Genomic DNA, 14,502 nt, shown 5'->3' with positions numbered 1-14,502 from the left:
TCTATAAAGAAAGTAATTATTCGTATTGGTCACTTCGTTTCATTGAAACCTAATTTGAAACCGCTCTTTATTAAGAGGAATTTCTAATTGGATTATCATCAACGAGTGCCCACACAGATTGATAGGTCTATATTTTTAAAGAGCTTCTCTTCTTTTGTGATTTGCATCACTTCGGAAGAGGCGGCCATTGTAGCGAGTTAAGTTTTGGTGTCAACCACTTTTTTAAAACTTTTTTCAAACGTTTCCGCTTGGCTACTTAACCTTGCCAACCTTGCTTGAACCCTTGTGAGCTCTTGCCCTGTCGACGAGGAGGCATTATAGAGATCGCGCTCACATTGGCAAGCGTTATTTTGAAAAAATTGCAAAAATAACGGTTAACAGGCCAACTTTCATCCAAAGCCTTATTTATCCAACTTTACCCCTAGAAAACAAACACAATACCCACAGACTTATCCACATTTGCCATTTATTGATACAAAAAGGGCCGCTTTCGCGACCCTTCTCTTTCTATATATAAGCAAACTGGTCAGATTCCCGAACCATCTTGCTCTCTATCATCTTCATGAAGACCACATTCACGTTTCAAACCAAAGAAACGCGTTTCCTCTTCTGCCATTCCCGGTTCCCACTTCTTAGTGGTATGGGTATCCCCTACCGAAAGATAGCCTTCGTCCCACAATGGATGATATGAAAGTCCGTTCTCTTCTAAATAGTAGTGAACGTCTTTATTACTCCAGTCGATCACTGGTAAGAACTTGAACACACCATTTTGCACCGAGAGGATTGGTAAGTTGGTACGTGATTTAGATTGTTCACGGCGCAAGCCAGAAAACCACGTCCCCGCTTCTAACTCATCTAAAGCACGGCGCATCGGCTCCACTTTATTAATCTTGTTGTACTTCTCTATGCCATCGATACCCTGTTCCCACAATTTACCGTAGCGTGCTTCTTGCCAGTGTGCGCTTTCTGCAGAGCGGTACACTTTTAAATTTAGTGTTAGCTGTTCGCTTAATTGATCAATGAAGCGATACGTCTCTGGAAATAAGTAACCAGTGTCCGTCAAGATAACTGGGATATCTGGTTTCTGTTGAGTGACAAGATGTAGCATGACCGCAGCTTGAATACCAAAGCTGGACGATACTACAAACGCACCTTCTAGGTTTTCGAGTGCCCAAGCAACTCTTTGCTGGGCAGTTAGCTGTTCTAACTCCGCATTAATTTCTGCAAGACGGAGGATCTGCTCCGTCTTAGTTAATGAGAGCAGTTCTGCTAACTTCGGTTTGGAAGCGACAGAATCAAGCATGTAAGTCCCTCTTAGATACTTTAACTTCTTGAATGATGCCAGATCGTATTGTGAAGTCGCCAAATCCTTCATCAGTTTCACGCTCTTTAGCCCAACGGCCAACCAGTTGATCAATTTCTTCAAGTATCTGTTTGTCTGTGATGTTCTCTTTATACATCTTTGGAATACGTGTTCCCGCTCGGTTACCACCAAGGTGAAGGTTGTAGCGACCAGGCGCTTTACCCACTAAGCCAATTTCAGCCAGCATTGCACGGCCACAACCATTTGGACAGCCTGTGACACGTAAAATGATATTCTCTTCTTTTGGCAAACTGTGTTTCTCAAGAATGCCTTCAACATCCGTAACAAACTGAGGTAAGAAGCGTTCCGCCTCTGCCATTGCTAAAGGACAGGTTGGGAATGCCACACACGCCATTGAGCTTTTACGCTGTTCACTGACACTGTCGTCAATCAAGCCATGCTCACGAGCAATCTTCTCTATCTTAACTTTCTGGCTCTTAGCCACACCAGCAACAATTAAGTTCTGGTTCGCTGTCATACGGAAATCACCTTTATGGATCTTGGCAATTTCAGCAACACCGGTTTTCAGTGGTTTGCCCGGGAAGTCCAGTAGACGACCGTTTTCAATAAACAGCGCTAAGTGGTGTTTACCATCGATACCTTCAACCCAACCGATACGATCGCCACGATCTGTGAACTCGTATGGACGGCTATCGCCAAACTTAACGCCAGCACGCTTTTCTACTTCCGCTTTAAATACATCTATACCAACACGGTCTAGTGTGTACTTAGTTTTAGCATTCTTACGGTTTGAACGGTTACCCCAATCTCGCTGAGTTGTTACTACTGCAGCTGCAACATCAAGTGTCTTTTCTAATGGAACAAAGCCAAAGTCATCGGCACGGCGCGCATAAGTAGATGTATCACCGTGAGTCATTGCTAGACCGCCACCGACTAGGACATTAAAGCCCACCAGCTTGCCGTTCTCACCAATCGCCACGAAGTTAAGATCGTTAGCATGAACATCAACATCGTTCTGCGGCGGAATCACAACCGTTGTTTTGAACTTACGAGGTAGATAGGTCTTACCTAGAATTGGCTCATCATCGTCGGTTGTTTCTACCTTTTCACCATCTAACCAAATTTCTGCATATGCTTTGGTCTTAGGTAATAGATGCTCACTGATCTTTTTCGCCCATTCGTAAGCTTCTTGGTGCAGCTCAGATTCAACTGGGTTAGTGGTACATAGAACATTTCGGTTAACATCACCCGCTGTCGCGATGGAGTCGATACCAATGCTATTCAATGTTTGGTGCATTAACTTGATGTTTGGCTTTAGCACACCATGGAACTGGAACGTTTGACGAGTTGTCAGGCGAATACTGCCATACAAAGATTGCTCTGTAGCAAACTTATCAATCGCTAACCATTGCTTTGGCGTGATAATGCCACCTGGCATACGAGCTCGAAGCATTACGTTATGCAAAGGCTCTAACTTTTGCTTAGCACGTTCGTTTCTAATATCACGGTCATCTTGTTGATACATACCGTGGAAACGAATTAGCTGAAAGTTATCTGCGGTAAAGCCACCCGTAATTCTGTCTTGAAGATCTTGCTCAATCGTCCCACGAAGGAAATTACTTTGTGTTTTTAGACGTTCGTTATCGGAAAGCTTTCCTAACTCTTGGTCTAACACCACCTGCTTATTATTGTCAGTAGAAAAAGTCATTAGTACACATCCCTTTGGTAACGTTTCGCTTTACGCAACTCATTAATAAATTCTTCAGCATCATCACGCGACATCTTGCCTTGTTGTTCCGCGACAATAACTAGTGCTTCATGGACATCTTTAGCCATACGAGTCGCATCACCACATACATAGATGTATGCACCTTCTTGGACCCACTGCCACACTTGCTCTGCATTTTCTAAGATGCGATGTTGTACATAGACTTTTTCAGATTGGTCACGACTAAACGCGACATCTAAACGGTTAAGCACACCTGACTTTAGGTACTTTTGCCATTCAACTTGATATAGGAAATCTTGAGTGAAGGTACGGTCGCCAAAGAATAACCAGTTCTTACCTTCCGCATCACGATTGTCACGTTCTTGAATAAAGCTACGGAAAGGGGCAATACCTGTTCCCGGGCCAATCATAATTAATGGCGTACTGTCATCTTGTGGCAGTTTGAAGTTATTGTTGTTTTCAACAAACACTTTCACTTCACCGCCTTCTTCTAGACGTTGAGATAAGAAGCTCGACGCACCACCAAAGCGTTTTTCATCACCTTTGTCATATTCAACCAAGCCCACTGTTAGATGAACTTCTTCATCGACTTCAGTTTGGCTTGATGCAATCGAATATAGACGCGGCGTTAAACGACGAAGTAGGCCAACTAGTTGCTCAGCAGAAAGTTTGGTTTTCTTCTCAGCAAGTACATCAACAACTTGAGTGTTACCTGCGTATTCGCGAAGCTTATCTTTGTCTTCCACCAGCTTCTCAAGCTTTTTACTCGCTGATAACTCAGCAAACTTAGTCACAAGCTGCGGGTTAGCGGCCGTAATTTCATATTTGCTGACAAGCGCACTGTGAATTGAAAGGCTCTCACCATCAACTTCAACACTCTCTACACCAGAAAGGCCGACTTTATTAAGGATTGCATTGGCCAATTCAGAGCTGTTTTCAAACCAAACGCCCAAAGCGTCACCTGGTTGATAGGTTAACCCTGACTCATCTAAGTCAATTTCAACGTGGCGAACATCTTTGCCTGAATCACGACCAGTAATTTTTTGGCTAGTCAGCAAAGTGGCCGTGTATGGGTTCTGCTTATTATAAGGAGAGTGGCCAGGTGCCGCTTGACCTACCGGTAGTTGAACCACTTCAGCTTCAGCGCCTGAAGAGAGTGCCTCTTTTACTTTATCTAGTGCTTTTGCGCGCCACTCAGAAGCTGGTGCTTCGTAGTCGACATCGCAATCAATGCGGTCGATAAATGGTGTCGCGCCTAACTTAGATAAAAAGGCATCAAAGTCTTTGCCCGTTTGGCAGAAAAATTCATAGCTTGAATCGCCCAAACCAATCACGGCATATTGTAAGTTTGGTAATTTAGGCGCTTTCTTTGACTGCAAGAACTCATGTAGCTCGATTGCGTTGTCTGGCGCTTCACCTTCACCATTCGTTGAAGCGACAAAAATGACATGCGTTTCTTTGGCGAGGTTTTTACCCTTGTAATCGCTGGCATCAAACAGCTCAACGGCAATACCTTGAGCTTTTGCTTCTTGCTCTAATGCTTCAGCGACACCTTTCGCGTTGCCCGTTTGAGAAGCGAAGATAATTGATAGTTTACCTGCTGGCTTGGCTGCCACAGCTGCCGCAGCCTGATTGATCGGCGCAGATGCCGCCGCTGGTTGAGCTTGTGCTAACCCCCAAAAATAACCACTTACCCATGCAAGCTGCTGAGAAGATAGATCAGTGACGGTCTGCTGTAACGAGCTAAGCTGCTGATCATTCAACGGCGCTGCGATTGACGGTAGTTCTTGTGGTGTGTTTCCTTGAGAGGACACATTCTTGTTTAAAGACATGGTCTCGACATCCCTATTCATTGCGTGATGATAGATTAACCACTCTCTTTAATAACAAGAAAGAATAGAAGTGAATGTTTTATAACTTTTTGAATTAAAGAACGGAGAAAGTTTAGTCAGCAGCGGCTATTTCGCTTCGACACGAACCTGCTTAAACCCTACCGCCATAGCTGATTTTGAAGCGAGGTCGAGATCAACATAGTGGCACTCTTCTCCGTGAGAGTCTGTCAGGAGCACAAACCCACCTCGGGCATGACGAAATTCCACTATCCAACTCCCCTCTTGAGCGGAAGGTTCAATAATGGCTTCAATGAGTTGCTGCTCTCGATAAAGATTTCGAAGTTCAGTAATCGTCATGAGATTCCTTTCTCTGAGGCTAAATACACTATTCCTTACTAAGCATGGTCAATCAGAAAAAAAATGCTAAATGAAATGAGCAGATATAATGAATGGATATAAAAAAACGCCGCTTTAGAAAGCGGCGTTTTAAGCAATTGAGTATCGCAATTAAAATGCGAATTCAGCACCAAGGAAGAAACCATTAGCGAAAATAAATGGCTTGCCTAGTTTTGAGCTTTCATCGGCAGTGAAGATATCTTTAGACTCTAAGTCGATCACGCGGTAGCCACCACGAATCGCTAATGTATTAGAGCCTAGTGGTAGGCGGTACTGCATACCTGCCATCAAGTCAGTACTCTTGATGCCACTGCTGTCACCGAAGTTCATCTCACCGATAATATCGAAGTTGGTATTCGGTACAGTCAACTCTGCATAGCCATACCAAGCCCAAATCGTTTCATCAAAAGTACGCTGTTCACCTGTCACAGCTTCAACATATTTGGTATTACCTAAGTCACTGACCGTAATACCCGCATCAAAGTGCATCAGGTCATGCTCAAGGATTCGGTAGTAAAGTGTCACATCTAGCTTATCAAATGCCATGTAATCAGCATCAACCGAACCATAACGGATACGAGCATCTGGCACATACTTAACATCATGTTCAATCGCCGCATATACAGTAGGCGTGGTCGTGCTATCACGTTTCGCTTCATTGACTTCAGTGCTCGGCCACCACATCTCTGCGCCTAACTTAGTCGTTAGTGATGATTCAGCGAAGGCTGATGTAGAAATAACAGCAGCTAATGCAGCGACGGTTTTCAAACCCATGAGGTGAACTCTCCAAATATTTGCGTCAATCAGCGTGACCAGACAAGCTGTTGATGGCTAGATAAATATGACATTGCTCAAATTCTATCATATTCAATCGTCTAGCCAGCAAAATTTATCTTACCAGATGCAATTATCTCGGTTGAGCGACATGGTTTTTGAAAAACCAGATACCCAGAGCAATAACAATAAGCCACGGGATCAGTTTAATCACAGCGCCAATCATCCCTAGCAGCAACATAACAACCAATGAAAAAGCCACACCAGCAAATACCGTTACCATAGTTACGCCAGTAACCAATAGTGTCGCCACAAATACCAAAATAAAGATCAGTTCAAACATATGATTCTCCTTAGTTCTCACTCAATCTACTTTCAGGATGTATGCCAACTCCAACAACAAAGCTAAACAATTGAATTTTAAGCAATAAAAAAGATCACCAATAAATAGCGCTCTTTTTTATTATTCAAGTTGGTAAATTTGACCAGACTTAGTGGTATTTTTTACACATCTAACTCTTTTGGTATTTTAGCCAACGCAGCTTCAACGACCTCGATACCCGAACCCGGTTTATGAGCATTTTCACTAATGTAACGACGCCATTGACGTGCACCCGGCATGTTTTGGAACAAACCAAGCATATGACGAGTGATATGCCCCAAGTAAGCACCATTCGACAGCTGTTGCTCAATGTATGGATACATTTCTTCAACCACTTGAGTGCGCTTTTTAATTGGCTTATCTAAACCAAAGATTTGCTGATCGACCTCAGCAAGAATATATGGGTTCTGATAAGCTTCACGACCAACCATCACACCATCAAGATGCTGCAAGTGCTCTTTAGTCTCTTGTAACGTTTTCACGCCACCATTGACAGCAATAACTAAGTGAGAGAAATCTTTCTTTAGCTGATAGGCACGTGGATAGTCTAGAGGTGGAATTTCACGGTTCTCTTTCGGGCTAAGACCTGACAGCCAAGCTTTACGAGCATGGATAGTGAACTGCTCACAGCCACCTTTCTCAGACACGATAGAAACAAAGTCGGTCAGAAACTGATACGAATCCTGATCATCAATACCAATACGCGTTTTAACGGTTACTGGTACATCAACCACATCACGCATTGCTGCAACACACTCTGCAACCAGCTGAGGCTCGCCCATTAGGCATGCACCGAAGCGGCCGTTTTGTACACGGTCAGACGGGCAACCAACGTTTAAGTTAATCTCATCGTAGCCACGCTCTGCTGCCAGCTTGGCACAAGTTGCCAAATCCTGAGGGTTTGAACCACCTAGCTGTAGCGCTACCGGATGCTCTTCTTGGTTGTATGCAAGGAAGTCACCTTTACCATGAATGATCGCACCTGTAGTGACCATCTCTGTATAAAGCAGAGTTTCGTTAGTCAGCAAACGGTGGAAGTAACGGCAATGACGATCCGTCCAGTCCAACATAGGGGCGACTGAAAAACGGGATGATGGGTGCATACCAAGAACCTCTTTTAAATTCAAAAACATAGCGCACATCCTGCCGCTTTGTATTGTTCTACATTTTAGCCTTTTTGGGGCATTTGGGGATCAATTTGGGGACGAATCCCTCCTAACTGACAAGGTGGCGGATTATACAGAGCAACCACGTTAGCTTCAACGAGAGCAAACGAGCCAAATCATCAACTCATTTCGAAACCACTTATGAATTAACCATAGCTAAGCCTATACCAAGACAGATTGAGGCTCCAATGTTCACATTTTTCATTGATAAAGTAATCGGTATAACCAGCACCAAATGCAAAGCCCACGACAATCCATGACTCCCGGTGAATTGAACCAAGCTCTGCTTCCATCAAGTGACACTATTTCCGCAAGCGATAGATAAAGGGGAGAAGAGAGAGTTAGATAAGCTAGTCGAAAATAAGTTTGTGACAATCGATAAAAAGGGAGGAAGAACAGCACTAACGCTGACCTAATTTCGATAATCCGCTAACTTGTGACACTACGCGCCACCCTATAGGGGGGCGCTAGTTGTCACATATGGAGATTAGGTTGCTCCCGTAGGAGATATGTAGTCCTGCTATTATAAAGAACAAATAGAAGCTTCTTTGACCTTATTAATCAGCCAAACGATCGAAGGATCAACATTTCTCGATTTTGACCAATAGATCGATGCTGCGACTTTTTGACGAATGAAGTCATTTTCCAATATTTTCAAATTGAACAAATCAATATTCGCAACCGCCATTTTACGAGAGAAAATAGCCAAACTATCACCATCTTTAACTGAAGATAGCAACCCCCAATAACTAGCAACCTGCCTTTTCACTTTTCGCTTCCTTAACACCTCTAAGCAGTTGAGAGAGAAGCTTTCGAAAAAGCTAGCATTGTCAGAGAGACTTGAAAGAGTAACGTGTTGATTGTTTAAGAACTCCTCCTTTGAAATAGTTCCTTTCGAAAACAATGGGTGGCTCTTACCACAAACCACTACCAACTCATCATCATAAAATGTTTGAGCCTTAATAAAAGGTGGGGGTTCGACGACCCCTTCGATGGCAATATCAATACTACCTCCTCGTAACATATCTTTAGTCTTTTTGGTGCTGTGGTTTTCAACCAGAAGCGTTATATGTGGAGCTTCTTCCTCAACTATCCTAAAAAGCTCTGGAATCAGAGTGTGCTCAAAAAGACTGATAGTGGAAATTCTAAATACACGCTTGCTCGACTTAGGGTCAAATTGAGTCCTTGTTGCTGATAGTGCGTCTAACCTTGAAATTGCATCCGCGATATCAGGGTATATCTCTAACGCAAATTCTGTCGGCCGAACACCTAACTTTTCCCTTATGAAAAGCGGGTCATTATAGATCCCCCTTAGCTTAGCGACGCTTTGACTGACTGATGGCTGAGTGATGCCTAATCTCTTAGCTACCTTCGTATACTTTCGCTCTTCAACTACTGCTGCAAAAACAGCCAATAAGGGGTATTCACTTGGTCTCATATTTATATTTAGTCGGTTAGATATAAAAATTTTTATATCTGATAGTATCTATTTTTTATCTAAAAAAATTAGACTCATCAGTCATTTATGGATTGTCACACTCCAAAAAAGTCCAAATACAGCAATATCTACAAATCAATGTACGAAGGATGTACACAATGAAAAAAATAAGCTTCTTAGCAGCGGCGATTACATTGGCTCTATCCGGTTGTGGTAGCGATGACTCTAATCACTCCAATCCTACACCAACTAATCCGACTCCGACCATTCCGATTCCAGTACCGCTCCCTGAAATTGTCACAAATATATTTATTGATTCAGCTGTTGAAGGTATGTATTACACAACTTCATCCGGAATCTCAGGCCTCACAGGTACTGAAGGTCAATTCACGGCAGCTAATAGCGATACCATGACTTTCTATATTGGTGGTGAAAGTGGCCTGAAAGTAGGCGCAGCCTCAAACCGTGACGTATTAACACCATTTGAAGCGGCTGGTAAATATGATCGAGCTCTTAACCTAGCTATCCTCCTTCAATCATTGGACAATCAATTTGGCTCTTCTGGTGACGATACATTAACCATCCCTAATAAACTTCAATCACCAAGCGAGGCAACACTTGCACTACTAAAAGATCTCAGTCTAGATGACCGTACTTCTGTAATTACTTTCCTCACTGCAATTGGAGTTGATAATAAATTCATCACCACTGAAGATCAGGCTCTTGCCCATATGGATGATTCTTTCGGTACGGATTCAAACCTTGTTCGAGGTTCAGATAAAGCAAACCCTTTTGTAAAAAAAGATGGCTCTTACATTCGTTCAATTACAGTTAGGCAGTATGACATTGATGACCCTGTAAATGCACCTCAAGCAAAAACCCTCTTAGTACATGCTGATAAAATGCTACCTACAGCTGTGTTTGAGAATACCCGCGGTATGCCTTACTTCACTTTCCAAGACACAGCAAATGGTCTTGTCATTGTAAATGACAGTGATACTTCATACTCAGGTACTGATGCTGAGGGACTTATTTACTGTGAACTAGAAGACAGCCGCAACTATGGTGATGGTTGTGAAAACTCCTCTGACCCACTGTTTAAGCTGTCTGCAGGATCAGGCCCATTCTCATACTTACTGCTTGATAAGAGCAAAGAGAATAACACGCCAACTTCAGAAGATTATGGCTGGGAACCGTTTATAGAAAATGGTACGCAGCAAGATCTAAACCACTACACTCCAACAGTATTAATTGATGATCGAAATGCTGGCGCGGCCAATCCTGCATACCAGTACGAAACTCACTCTGGTAGTTATGACCCAGTAACAGGAATCTACACTCAAATTCGCACAAAAACCGAGTTAACAGATCCAACTAATGAGAATAGTGCAGCGAGTCGCATCGAAGAGAGCCTAGACTTTTACTACCATGTAAACTCTCCATCTGATGAAAAATATGTTGATTTCCAAGGTACTTGGAAAGAAACTCAAATCTGTGATGATGGTTCGAATGTTGCCGAGTTGACTTTTGTATTTGATGGCTCAGGCTTAACTATGTCTGGAACCGAATGTAACGGTTCTAACCTAGAAACTATCACTGGTGAGGTTCACACTTATTCAGATCTAGCAACTATCGATTACTGGTGGTTTAACCAAACGGGTCGTGAGTCAAAAGCTACTCTAACAGAACTAAACTCAGTAACACGATTCTGCGATCAAGACAATTATATCGCTGGCAATCCTTGTTCTGCAGAATATTTCATTAAATGGGAATACCAACCTGCCGGGGCGAACTGGGATGAAGGCCTACTGATTCGTCGCAAAATGGATAATACAGGCAATACTAACGGCACTAGCATCATGCAAAAAATTAAAACAAAATTAAATAAGGTGAACTAATCTACCCGAAATCAAAGGCCCTGCATCGCAGGGCTTTTCGCGTTATTTCCCACTAATATAACCAATAAACAACCCTTCTAACCATCTAAGACCATATCTCAAGATATAAACTTATTTATACCTTGTATTTACAAACTTTCACCTAGGAAAGATAAGATTTCCTGATTTTAATTTCTTACCCCGCATAAAAACTCCCTAAGTAATAACTAAATTCAAGATAAGACGGACGTATAAATAATGAAGAAAATAAGCTTCTTGGCAGCGGCGATTACACTAGCTTTGACTGGTTGTGGCGGCGGTGACGGCGATAGCAGTGGAGGAACACCAGCCCCCTCTTATGAGATTAACGATACGTTAGTTCAAGAGAGTTTGCGTATCGCTCAATCTGGTTTCTTTAGAACTGGCAGATTTAACAATCAAACAAAATTCACTGAAATTATTGATAATGACCCATTTGGACCTGATATTCCTGATGCTGGAGGTTACTGTAACTATCTCTTATGCCCTGAGTCTATCGGTTTAAGTATTGAAGAGTCTCAGCTTGTAAGAGATAACCTAGAGTCTTTCTCTGAGTCTGGTGGTGGTACGGTACGCTACCGTAATATCAATGAGGTTAACGGAGTTGACCTAGGTAATCCTGTAGACAGTGATGGTCAGAGCCGTCTACAAACAATCATTATCAATAACAACGAAGTTCTGACCCCAGAGCGTCGCCAAATGATCCTCGATGCGGTTGCTCAGATTCAAATCGATGCAGGTGTGAAACTGTTCAATGACGAGATTTTGGACATCGACCTTTCTCAAATCACTGTTGATGAGTATGTAGAGGATCTGAATGCACACACGTTGACCTACCGCAACCAAAACCAAAACACTTGGGTTGGTAACACTTACCACGATGGCGGTGCAATTAAGTACGACGCTTCAACTGCGACTGACGACAATGATGACCTAAAAGACAACAATAGCTATGAGAAGTTAGTTGATAAACATGGTGTTCGCGGCGGTATCATCATTTCTTGGGGTACTGCAATGGCAACAACTGAGGTCGGTTGTACTGTTGCATCTGAGAATGGGGCGATTGTGAAAGCCAACGTCTCCGGCTTCCCGTACATCGGCAATGAGTTTGGGTTTACCGTAGATAAGAACGGTTACGCCACAAACTCTAACTTTAGCTGGGTGAACCTTGGGCAATACACAAAATACTGCCACAACATCCATTTCATCGACCAAGAGATAATCCTACACGAGCTTGGACATGCCGTTGGTTTGTATGAGCACTTTGATGGCTTTGGTCACGGCGCGGTATGGGATGAACGCGCCAAAGCAGTGCTTCGCTCTCTGTACAATACGCCAGTTGGCACACCTTACGACCAAATGACGGTTGTTGAGTAATAAACGCTTAAAGGGTGGTAACTAACCCACCCTTTCTCTTTTGCCGAAAAATTCGACTTTTGTACCGTTACAATGTAATCAACCAATAATTAAGGCATGTGTAGTGAACTAGAAGTACATCCAAACTAAAATGACTTTTCGTCAACTGGTAGTCTTAATTTTAGGTATCGAGTCATCTATAAGATTACAAACCTGAAATACTATCGCCTCTATTATAGTCTTCGACGAGGTCATCATCTTCTAAATCAATGAGCTCATTTGCCGCCTGTTTCTTAGCGTTAGAAGTATAAATTAGCGTATCTGTAACCTGTTCCAACCACTGCTCATCGACTTGGTAGTTGGTATCAATACCGAGGAAGATTTGCTTGATCTTGGTTTTGATGGCTGCATTGAGAAGATAGGGAGATGAGTTAAATAAATCCATGATGTTTATTTAAAATTTACTCATTGAGATAATGGGGCTCAAATTTTTGATAATAAACAGGTCATTGAAGAGGCACTTCGTCCCATCAAAAAAGAGCTACCTTATAACGCTCTGATTAGAAAAGGATTAATTTTACAATCCTGTTAATCCAACATAGGGGCGATTGAAAAGCGGTTAGCCGCGAATTTACTTGTATTATCAGGTTTCATAAAGTGAGTATCGCTGTACAGTGAGCATCGTGGTCAAAACAGAATCCGCGATTATACACACAGATAGGAAAACATTCAGGAAAAAGACGCTAAGCCGATGCAATCGAACCATTACCTACGCCTAACCCTCTAAATCGTACTAACTAAGCTTCTGATTCTAAGATAAAAACAGGATTCCTAGCTTTTGACCACCAGCAACCCAAAAGCCACCCCAACTGCACAACAACAATTAAAACCATGATTTTAAAAGAAATAAAACCACAAACATATGTAGGCGGTTTGCTTTAGTACTATTTGGCCTACTGGTAACCCAAAGCTTCCAGACCTGAACTTAGTGCTGGTAAAGACTTATAACGATTCTTCTACGCGTTTCACGTTCTACATGACTTATTGATAACTAACGGAATTATTAAGTGCTCATTTTATAAAAGGTAACTATCCTAAGAGGACACGAAGTTAGTGATGCAGTAAAGGAACTACCGCAATGCTCAAGGAACAAAATGATAAGCCCGTTGTGTTGGTTGTTGATGACATCCCCGACAACATTCACACCCTATCTGGCGTTTTATCTGACGACTACCGAATTAAAGCCGCAACCTCTGGTGCCAAAGCGATTCAAATTGCCAATAGCAAACCGCAGCCTCATCTTATTCTGCTCGATATTATGATGCCTGAAATGGATGGTTATGAGGTTTGCTCGCAGCTGAAATCAAATCCAATGACAGCCGATATCCCAATCATTTTTGTTACTGCTAAAGCGGAAGTAGTGGATGAACAAAAAGGCTTTGAGATGGGTGCGGTTGATTACATCACCAAACCGATTAGTCCACCTATCGTGCAGGCACGAGTTAAGACTCATATCGCGCTATATGACCAAAATCTCTCACTTGCGAATCAGGTTCGTGAACGTACCGCACAATTAGAAAGCAGCCGCCTTGAGGTCATTCAACGCTTAGGCCGCGCGGCAGAGTACAAAGATAACGAAACCGGTATGCATGTCATACGCATGAGCCACTACTCAAAGATTTTGGCTCAGCAGCTTGATGTAAGTGAACGTTGGATTGAGCTGGTCTTCCAAGCCTCTCCGATGCATGACATTGGTAAGATTGGCATTCCTGATGCGGTATTACGCAAGCCAGGTAAACTCGATAAAGATGAGTGGGAAGTGATGCAGACTCATGTCCAGATCGGTGCAGACATCATTGATAATGGTGACTCACTCCTACTGCAAATGGCACAAGAGATCGCGCTTTACCACCATGAAAAATGGGATGGCAGTGGCTACCCACATGGCCTAAAGGGCGAAGAGATCCCTCTCAGCGCCCGTATTGTTGCTATTGCTGATGTCTTTGACGCACTCACCAGTGAACGCCCATATAAAAAGGCTTGGCCAACAGAAAAAGCGATTGCACTACTCGAAGAAGAAGCGGGGGCGCACTTTGACCCGAACTTAGTGCCGATATTTATTAATCAGCTAGACCAATTACTAGAAATAAAAGAGTCATTTAAAGACGAATTTTAATTTCCCCTATTGA

At 42.8% G+C, this 14,502-nt stretch carries 13 protein-coding genes; 3 read left to right on the top strand and 10 right to left on the bottom strand.

Annotation, left to right across the window (positions count from 1 at the left end):
* Positions 1-526: 526 nt before the first annotated feature.
* From ACHUFZ_RS13050 to ACHUFZ_RS13010, 9 genes are all read right to left on the bottom strand, one after another.
* A complete protein-coding gene (locus ACHUFZ_RS13050; protein WP_394127499.1) occupies positions 527-1,303 on the bottom strand; it encodes a phosphoadenylyl-sulfate reductase in 777 nt (258 codons plus the stop codon).
* Positions 1,296-3,032 carry an assimilatory sulfite reductase (NADPH) hemoprotein subunit gene (gene cysI, locus ACHUFZ_RS13045; protein WP_394127498.1) on the bottom strand — a complete coding sequence of 579 codons (1,737 nt, stop codon included), beginning with the start codon at positions 3,030-3,032 and terminating at the stop codon, positions 1,296-1,298. The genes ACHUFZ_RS13050 and cysI overlap by 8 nt, the downstream gene beginning before the upstream one ends.
* Positions 3,032-4,885, bottom strand: coding sequence for an assimilatory sulfite reductase (NADPH) flavoprotein subunit (locus tag ACHUFZ_RS13040; protein ID WP_394127497.1), 1,854 nt, complete (start codon positions 4,883-4,885; stop codon positions 3,032-3,034). Before ACHUFZ_RS13040 ends, cysI begins: the two co-directional genes overlap by 1 nt.
* Before the next feature lie 126 nt (positions 4,886-5,011).
* Positions 5,012-5,242 (bottom strand): hypothetical protein, encoded by a 231-nt coding sequence (locus ACHUFZ_RS13035; RefSeq protein WP_053438841.1) that lies wholly within the window; start codon positions 5,240-5,242, stop codon positions 5,012-5,014.
* A 150-nt stretch (positions 5,243-5,392) separates the two neighbouring features.
* Entirely contained in the window at positions 5,393-6,055 is a 663-nt protein-coding gene (locus ACHUFZ_RS13030) for a TIGR04219 family outer membrane beta-barrel protein (protein WP_394127496.1), read from the bottom strand.
* 133 nt (positions 6,056-6,188) lie between these two features.
* Positions 6,189-6,398 (bottom strand): envelope stress response protein PspG, encoded by a 210-nt coding sequence (gene pspG / locus ACHUFZ_RS13025; RefSeq protein WP_004410353.1) that lies wholly within the window; start codon positions 6,396-6,398, stop codon positions 6,189-6,191.
* 161 nt (positions 6,399-6,559) lie between these two features.
* A complete protein-coding gene (gene dusA / locus ACHUFZ_RS13020) occupies positions 6,560-7,540 on the bottom strand; it encodes a tRNA dihydrouridine(20/20a) synthase DusA (protein WP_394127509.1) in 981 nt (326 codons plus the stop codon).
* A 209-nt stretch (positions 7,541-7,749) separates the two neighbouring features.
* Complete coding sequence (locus ACHUFZ_RS13015; RefSeq protein ID WP_394127495.1) at positions 7,750-7,896, bottom strand: hypothetical protein; 147 nt, start codon at positions 7,894-7,896, stop codon at positions 7,750-7,752.
* A 230-nt stretch (positions 7,897-8,126) separates the two neighbouring features.
* The gene (locus ACHUFZ_RS13010) at positions 8,127-9,041 is read right to left on the bottom strand and encodes a LysR family transcriptional regulator (RefSeq protein WP_394127494.1); all 915 of its coding nucleotides are present in this window, start codon (positions 9,039-9,041) and stop codon (positions 8,127-8,129) included.
* Between the two features lie 158 nt (positions 9,042-9,199).
* Here ACHUFZ_RS13010 and ACHUFZ_RS13005 point away from each other — a divergent pair, with 158 nt between their 5' ends.
* Both ACHUFZ_RS13005 and ACHUFZ_RS13000 read left to right on the top strand, forming a co-directional pair.
* A complete protein-coding gene (locus ACHUFZ_RS13005) occupies positions 9,200-10,939 on the top strand; it encodes a hypothetical protein (protein WP_394127493.1) in 1,740 nt (579 codons plus the stop codon).
* A gap of 237 nt (positions 10,940-11,176) precedes the next feature.
* On the top strand, positions 11,177-12,334 hold the full coding sequence (locus ACHUFZ_RS13000; protein ID WP_394127492.1) for a hypothetical protein: 1,158 nt from the start codon (positions 11,177-11,179) through the stop codon (positions 12,332-12,334).
* 184 nt (positions 12,335-12,518) lie between these two features.
* On the opposite strand, the gene ACHUFZ_RS12995 is transcribed toward ACHUFZ_RS13000, so the two are convergent.
* Complete coding sequence (locus ACHUFZ_RS12995) at positions 12,519-12,758, bottom strand: hypothetical protein (RefSeq protein ID WP_394127491.1); 240 nt, start codon at positions 12,756-12,758, stop codon at positions 12,519-12,521.
* A gap of 693 nt (positions 12,759-13,451) precedes the next feature.
* Between ACHUFZ_RS12995 and ACHUFZ_RS12990 the strand changes: the two genes are divergently transcribed.
* The gene (locus tag ACHUFZ_RS12990) at positions 13,452-14,489 is read left to right on the top strand and encodes an HD domain-containing phosphohydrolase (RefSeq protein WP_394127490.1); all 1,038 of its coding nucleotides are present in this window, start codon (positions 13,452-13,454) and stop codon (positions 14,487-14,489) included.
* Positions 14,490-14,502 lie beyond the last annotated feature (13 nt).

It is taken from the genome of Vibrio hepatarius, from assembly GCF_043642085.1.
Classification (GTDB): domain Bacteria; phylum Pseudomonadota; class Gammaproteobacteria; order Enterobacterales; family Vibrionaceae; genus Vibrio; species Vibrio hepatarius_C.
The sequence above is the reverse complement of the archived record's forward strand: the minus strand, read 5'-3'. Positions and strand labels throughout refer to the sequence as shown.